This is a genomic window from Haloarcula sp. Atlit-120R (assembly GCF_003665885.1).
In the GTDB taxonomy this organism is placed as follows: domain Archaea; phylum Halobacteriota; class Halobacteria; order Halobacteriales; family Haloarculaceae; genus Haloarcula; species Haloarcula taiwanensis.
In genome coordinates this window covers 1-7,270 of record NZ_QPLN01000014.1, presented here as the reverse complement: position 1 = coordinate 7,270, position 7,270 = coordinate 1, and the positions used below count along the sequence as shown (strand labels likewise).

The following is a 7,270-nucleotide window of genomic DNA, read 5'->3' as shown; positions in this document are numbered from 1 at the left end:
GCGCGTCGAGCGACTGGACAGCGCCGGGACCGTTCAACATCTCGGAGCTGCGGACGGGCGGCGACCAGATATCAAGTGGTGGCTCACAGGGGCCGCCGGAGTCGACGCGGATGCTCCCGACCGGCGGAATCGTGCTGAAGTACCTGCCGTTGAACCCGGCCCAGTCGTCCTACCAGCCGCTCGGTCGGAATCAGGCACTCAGAACGGACTATCTGCTGGCGTACACATCGGCGTTCGGTGAGAGTGTCGGTGATTATGAGTTCGTCGTTGTGTTCTGGCAAGAGCGGACGACGAGCGTCAACGGGACACAGCAGACCTACGCGGCGAACCAGACTGTCCAGCGGATTAGCTTCGAGGCAGATAGCGGTTACTCGGCGTCGAAGCTGAAACTGCAGTCCCATTACGACCAGCAGTGGCAGGCAACGGCGTGGCTGGAACAAGACGGCAGCCGCGTCGAGGGCGCACGCTGGCGGTTCGCCCATCAAACGAACCCGCTGACGGCATCCCCGGCCTACCCGACGAACTCGAAAGGCGACCTCTGGCGCTGGGGTGCGCTGAATCTGATTATCCCGGCTATCTGTGGCATCATGTTCTCGGGGGCATCAGCGAAGCACATCCTCTCGCGAACGATTCTCGGGACGCTAAAAGGAGTGAGTTACTGGGCCGGCGTGGTCGCCGTCGTGATCGGCATCGCAGCGATAGTTGGTACGTGGCAAACGTCGATTATCCTCGCGAACGCACCCATCGCGGTCGGCATCCTGATGGGATTGCTGGCGTTGCCGGTGATGCTTTCCATCCGGGACAGCGACCTCTCGAAAGCCGGGTTTTTCCAGCGAAAACTCCGGCAGGGCGCTATCTCACCGAGTGGTGACGAAACGGTCGGGACGCGGCGTGTGCCGAACAAAATCAAGTCTGTGTACCGACACGGCGACCAGTTGTATGCGCCGATAGCCGGCCTGCGGCCGATGCTGGCCCGCTACTGGGCTGACCCGGCGAAGATACCGACCGAGGACTGGAAGTCCTACGACAGCGGCGAAGGCGACCTCGACCAGCTCTTCGAGGTCGACCCAGAGTCCGACAAGGTGCTGCGGCACAGGCCGGCACGGCTGAAGTTCTCGCCAACACTGACGAAAGAGGTCGACGAAGCGGACCTCGCGGACCCGCCCGAAGGTGAGGGCATCGCGGCGCTACCGGCGGCTATCTCGGCGGCGGTGTCAAACTGGGTGGCCCGTCGGAACTGGCGGTTCATCGGCATCGCGCTCGGCGGTGGCGCGCTGGTCTACCTCGGGACAGTCGCGGCACTGGGCTCGACGATTATCGGGCTGGGGCTGGCGACGTTGCCGGCGCTCATCGAAGGCCACGAGGCTCGCGATGGGTCGCTCGAAGTCGACTGGGGGCCGTCTCACTGGAACGACGTCCAGGCACAGGTCCAGACTGAGCGCCACGAGTACGAAGAGCGCAAGACCTTCGACCAAGTGCTGCAGGCGGTCACCGAACTGGAATGGTCTGACCACGAGCAAGGCCAGCAGATCGTCGACCGCGTTCGCACGGAGATTCAGAAAGCGCTCGACGACGAACACGGCGGGAACAACCCGTCAACGAACCTCTCGCCGTCGTCGCCACAACAGGGAGTTGATGCGGATGACTGACCCGATGGCGGCCGACGGGCATCACGCCCTCAAATGGCTCGCGAGCGACGACGGGTCGGTCGACCGCTCGTTCGCAGCTGGGCTGGACTCGCTTCGCGCCCAGCAGCGCCACCTACAGCAGAGCCTTCGCGATGGCTTCCAGACTCGCACCGAGGTCTTGGAGTGGTGCCACGCCGTCGACGTGGTGTCGGGCGGGCAAACCCCGGAGACGTGGCACGAGGACCTCGTGAAGGACCGCTGGGAAGTCGCGTGCCTCATGGCAGATGCGGACGACCGGGTCGCAATCTGTGACCAGGCACCCAGCGACGACGAGACTGCCGATGCGTTCCGGCGGCGGCTCATTCGGAAGGTCCTACTCCCGGCCTTTCAGGATGCCACTGAACTCCTGCGTGAGCGGGTCGGGGAGTTCTCTGATGAAGAGGGCGTCAAAGACGCCGAACGGATTCAGTACGTCGCTGGGCGGCCCAGACTCCACCAGCGCGCGGTCGAACAGCACGGGATGCTACGGTGGACACTCCGGGACCCGCCCGGCGTCGAATCGGAGGTCATGGCGTGGGCTGAGGATATCATCCACATGACCGAGGGTCACGTCCGCAGCGGGTTTATTGAGGACGTGCTGGACCGCCACGGGGAGTGGTGGCACTCGCTGACTCGCGGGCCGTCAGTCCGGCTTGAGTGGCTGCTGGCCAGCGAGATATTCCCGGCGATGAATGCCACGCTGTCGGAACTCGTGACCAATAGCAACGAACTGGCCGACGTTGCTGGCCGCGCCAAGGAGGTGCCGCCGGGATAATGGATATCGAAGCAATCCGGGCGGCCCGGGCTCGCGAACAGGACGCGGCGTCACTCGTCCAGCTGGCCGAGCCGACAATCTTCGAGCGTGTTCAGGACGCCGTCGACGGCGAGGACGTCCCCGTCGACGATGCGGTGCAACTGACCACCGAACTGGCCGACGAGCGGGCAGGGAAGCTCCTGAAACTGGCGTCGTTCCGAGCTGCCGGGATGGCGGTCAACTGGGACGGCGTCACCGAACAGGAACGCGCGCTCGTCGAGGACCTCGTTGCCCGGCTCGAAGAGTGGCGCGACTCGGTGACGCCGGACACGGAGGACAGTGATGAGTGACGAGCTGTCCGAACGGGTTGCTCAGTATCTCCGCTGGCAGGTCAGCGACAAGGTGGCGCTGCTGGCCCAGCGCTATCCTGATGACACGTCGCTGACGCTGGACTGGACAGCGCTCGCGCGATGGGACCCGACGCTGGCAGAGGATATCCTCGATGCGCCCGATTCGATGCTTGAGTACGTCGAAGCGGGGATTACGGACACGCCGCTGCCGGTCGACACGTCGCTGGGGCAGGCGACACCGCGCTTCGAGAACCTGCCTGAGTCCCACACGACCGCGCCCGGGGAGTTCTCACCGAGCGACCGACGTGGGCAACTGCTGGCGCTCGAAGGGCAGGTCGCAAAGCGAACGCAGGTCCAGCCGCGGCTCGTCGAAGCGGCCTTCGAGTGCCAGCGCTGCGGCACCCTCACCCGGATACCATTCGAGCCCGGACAGTACATCGAGCCCTTCGAGTGCGTCGGGTGTGAGATGAAAGGCCCGTTCCGCATCAACCCGGACCAGTCCCGGTATGAGGACTATCAGAAGCTCCTGTTAGAGAATCCCAGCAGCGCGGCGCTGGGTGGCGATACCTCGGATATCATCGCGCACCTGCAGGGCGACCTCGCGGGCCACGGGGCCATCGCGAACTGTCAGGATGTGGTGCTTGTCGGTGAGCTGCAGTTCCGCGGTGGCGGGCCGATTCCCGAGCCACAGGTCGTCGTGAACTCCGTGCAAGCGGCCGGCCAGACCTACCAAGACACGGAGTTCACGGCCGACCAGCGGGACCTCTTCGAGCGGCTTCGCGAGCGCCCGGAGTCGTTCGACGTGGATATCGAGAACCCGTCGACTGCGGATGTGCTGATGGCGGCTGCAGCCCCGAAGTTCGTGTCGGGCTCGCACCCACGGGACCGGCAGGTCGTCCGGGGGCTCGTGCTGCAACTGGTCAGCGCGTCGACGTTCGACGGGCCGGACGGCTCGCACTATCGGGGCGATATCCACGTTCTGCTACCCGGAGACCCGGGGACAGGGAAGTCCGTGCTGGCGAAGTGGGCCGCGGCGGTCGCGCCCCGGTCGGCGTTCGCGAGCGGCGAGCGTGTGTCGGGGCCGGGACTGACCGCGGCGGCGGTGAAAGACGACTTTTCCGACGGCGGGTTCAGCATCGAGCCCGGCGTGCTGGTGCGCGCCCACGAGGGGATCGCGGTCGTCGACGAGCTGGACAAGGCTGGCGAGGACGCCATCGAGAAAATGCACTCGGCGCTGGCCGACCAGATACTGCCGCTGTCGCTGGCCGGCCAGTCGATGACGCTGCCAGCCGAGTGCGGGCTGCTGGGCGTGTGCAACCCGCTCGGTGGTCACTTCGCTGGTGACGAGTCGCTGGTCGACGCGCTGGGCATCAACAGCCCGCTGCTGTCGCGGTTTGACCTTATCATGCAGATGCGGTCGAAACAGGACCGCGAACACGTCCGGGAACTGGCTGAGTCGATGATTCGGACGTGGTCGGCATCGCTGAAAGACGCGACTGGGCAGGCGCTCGACACGGCTGACGCCGATGCTATCGACCCGGTGCTATCGATGGACCAGTACCGCGCGGTCCTGCTGCGGGCGCGACAGCTGCATCCGACACCCGCGAACGACAGGGTCATCGAGGCGCTGGCCGCGTGGTTCGAGGAACAGAAAATGGCGCTGCCGGAGCGCTATCGCGATGCACTCGCGGACGCGGATGGCCGGTATCACGGCCCGCCCGTACCCGTGACTGCCCGCAAACTCGGGGCCGCACGCCGTGTCGCACAGGCGAGCGCTCGGGCGAACCTGCGTGAAGAGATTACGATGGCCGATGTCGAGGTGGCGAAGGAACTGGTCAGCCGGTCGCTGGCCGACCTCGATATCCCGATTGTCCACAACGCCGGGCTCGGCGGGGGCGACGTGAACCGCCGTGAGCCGGCTGATTTGTCTGGAGTGAGCTAACGATGTCACAGAGAAAACCGAAGTCAGAACAGGACGGATTCACCGAACAGACGAAACAGGGCGCACAGATCGTCTATGGCAACGAGCCAGACCCGATGTGGAACGAGGACGCTGAAGAGATTCGAACCCGGTTCGATATCCCGGCGTTCGACCCAGAGGCGTTCTATCCACGCGAGGGAGCGGCGCTATCGGGCGTGTACCCGGACTTTCTCGTGCATATCGAGAGCGCTGCAGAGGGGCCGTCGACGGTGAGCTCACCCGGAGCGTCACTGACGATGGTTGAAGCCCCGAAGGGCTCCGGGAAATCGACCGTCGCTGACCAGTTTGCCACGTACCAGATGGAACACAACGATGAGCGTATCGTCAGAAATGGACGGCAGAAAAGCTCGGACTGGCGACGGATGCGTGACTGGACAACGCTGTGGCTGCCCAGTAGTGTCGATATCGAAGGCCGGTGGATGGAAGTGGTCGACCGTGGCGAGCCCGATCCCGACGAACTCTGTCGGGACGTGCGATACTACAGTGACGTTTATGAGCTCGTTGAGCGGCTACAGGATCACCCTAAGGGCACGTACAACGTGGTGTTCCCGGACCCGTACTTCCGGAAATGTGAGGATGCGCTGTCGACGGCGGATGCGACAGTCAAGCAGCCTGAGTTCGTGCCGAAAAACGAGGCGAACCCGACGCCGGCATCGCACTGGTGGTTCGGGTTCTTGGCCGCTCGCACGTTCGATGGACTCCGTGTTGACGATGATGGCGAGCGTAACTGGATGACCGCGCATATCGACGAGTTCGGCATGGTCGCTCCGGAATCTGCGTCTGGCGGTGAATCCGGCCACTGGACGTATGAGTGCGTGCGGATCATGGCGAACATCTCGAAGGAAATGCGGTCGGCTGGGCTGTCGCTAATCGGCTACGGCCACCACGAACAAGACGTCCATAATCACTGGCTCAAAGAGTTCGACTTCTGGGTCGAACTGTCGAATAACGAACGCGGGAATCGGACGACCAAGAGCGAGGCTCCGAAGCCGTTCCGCGATATCGAGCAAGACAACGATCTCCTCTCGAAGCGACCAACTGGCTTCGGGCTGTGCTACAACGAGAATCGGTTCTCGGAGTTCCAGTTCTCGGACCTCGGCTACCCACACGACACGCCAGAGTTCCAGCTCCGGCTCGGAATTCCAGAAGCCGTCGACGTGTCGACCAGCGACGACGACGGCATGGTCGTCGAGGACCTCCAGGTCGCGACCGACGACGAGGACCAGCCGACAATTCTCAACGAGTACCGTGCGGCCGGTGGCGCTGTGCACGAGCTGCGTGTCCTCGCGCCCGGCGACGGCATCATCGATATCTCTGGTGACGCGCCAGAGGTGCTCGAGCAACTTTCGAGCCCGTATGCTGACGGCACGTTCCCGGAGAACCCGATCAAAACGACCCAGAACCACTATGATATTATGTTCAACCCCGACAGTAGCACGGAGATCGTGGCGGCACGCATCCCGAGACGGACTGGCCCCGGCGCGACCGGAGGTCGTGGCCGATGACTGACCCAGCAACGCCGCTGGTCATGAGCGATATCGACCGGCCTTTTACGTTCACGACAATCGGCTGTGGCGGCCGGATTGGCGGGCGCCGCGGCCCCGATCACCGCGAGCGGAAGAAAAGTTCCGTACGGTACGCGCGCGTATCTGGAACAGGAACGGAAGGGGGGACCCCCCTGAACGCTGTTGGAGGTGATTCTGATGGACAGTGATGACCTGCCACTCTCTCGCGAACAACTGTCGATTGTCGGCATGGCGCTGGCGGTCGTCGTCGTGTCCGTCGCCGCGCCGATGCTGTTCGCACCACAGTCGAACGCCCCCGACGACGCGAACAGCGGGACCGTCTACTCGACGCCGACTGCCGATGAGCAACAGGCAGAGTCAGCGTCGACGCCAGCTGACCCAGACGGCGACCCTATCGAAGAGCTGAGTACCGCACCACGCGACCCAGACAAACCGCTGTCGAAGGTGCCAGACACGCACGTCGAGAGTAACACGACCAAACCGTCGCTGTCGGCCTCGGCGGGCGCACAGACACTCCGGGCGTCGACAACGACTGTCGACGGCGAGCCCGCGCTGAATCTGACTGACGACCGAACCCACGACGGACGCTGGGTCGGCGTCTCAACGGACTGGCTGGAACAACAGCACGGGTCGGTGCCAGCCGTCGTCGGTGTCGTGCATGAGTCCGGCGCGGTATATCAAGAAGAGGTGCACGTCCGCGATGGCGAAGCCCAGTTCTGGGTGAGCGGGTTCTCGACGAACACGATCACGTTCGGCGGGACACTGCAGATCGACGGTCAGCCGGCGACGACCGGCACAACCCACCTGTATGAGGTTCGGGACCTCGACAGTGCGACGGACCCGGAAATCACGCTGACTGGGCAGATCAACACCGAACGCGACACGAAACAGGTCATCGGTGCGACCGACAGCCAGCTGATTCCACTGTCTGTCGCTGGCGACAACCTCGAACCACGCAATCCCGAAGTGACGTTCACGGGCGTCGAACAGAC

Annotated in this window: 5 protein-coding genes and 1 pseudogene; all 6 read left to right on the top strand. The window is 64.1% G+C overall.

Annotated elements, in window-relative coordinates; genetic code table 11:
• On the top strand, positions 1-1,649 hold a 1,649-nt coding region (locus DVK01_RS20920; RefSeq protein WP_121538806.1), incomplete at its 5' end, for a hypothetical protein.
• Positions 1,642-2,442, top strand: a complete 801-nt coding sequence (locus DVK01_RS20915) for a hypothetical protein (RefSeq protein WP_233562834.1) — start codon at positions 1,642-1,644, stop codon at positions 2,440-2,442. The genes DVK01_RS20920 and DVK01_RS20915, both read left to right, overlap by 8 nt.
• Positions 2,442-2,771 carry a hypothetical protein gene (locus DVK01_RS20910; protein ID WP_121538802.1) on the top strand — a complete coding sequence of 110 codons (330 nt, stop codon included), beginning with the start codon at positions 2,442-2,444 and terminating at the stop codon, positions 2,769-2,771. The genes DVK01_RS20915 and DVK01_RS20910 overlap by 1 nt, the downstream gene beginning before the upstream one ends.
• Positions 2,764-4,713 (top strand): ATP-binding protein, encoded by a 1,950-nt coding sequence (locus tag DVK01_RS20905; RefSeq protein WP_121538800.1) that lies wholly within the window; start codon positions 2,764-2,766, stop codon positions 4,711-4,713. Before DVK01_RS20910 ends, DVK01_RS20905 begins: the two co-directional genes overlap by 8 nt.
• Before the next feature lie 2 nt (positions 4,714-4,715).
• Positions 4,716-6,257: a hypothetical protein gene (locus DVK01_RS20900; RefSeq protein ID WP_233562833.1), complete on the top strand. Its 1,542-nt coding sequence runs from the start codon at positions 4,716-4,718 to the stop codon at positions 6,255-6,257.
• Positions 6,258-6,455: 198 nt separating this feature from the next.
• Positions 6,456-7,270 (top strand): annotated as a pseudogene (locus DVK01_RS20895) (hypothetical protein); the annotation flags it as partial.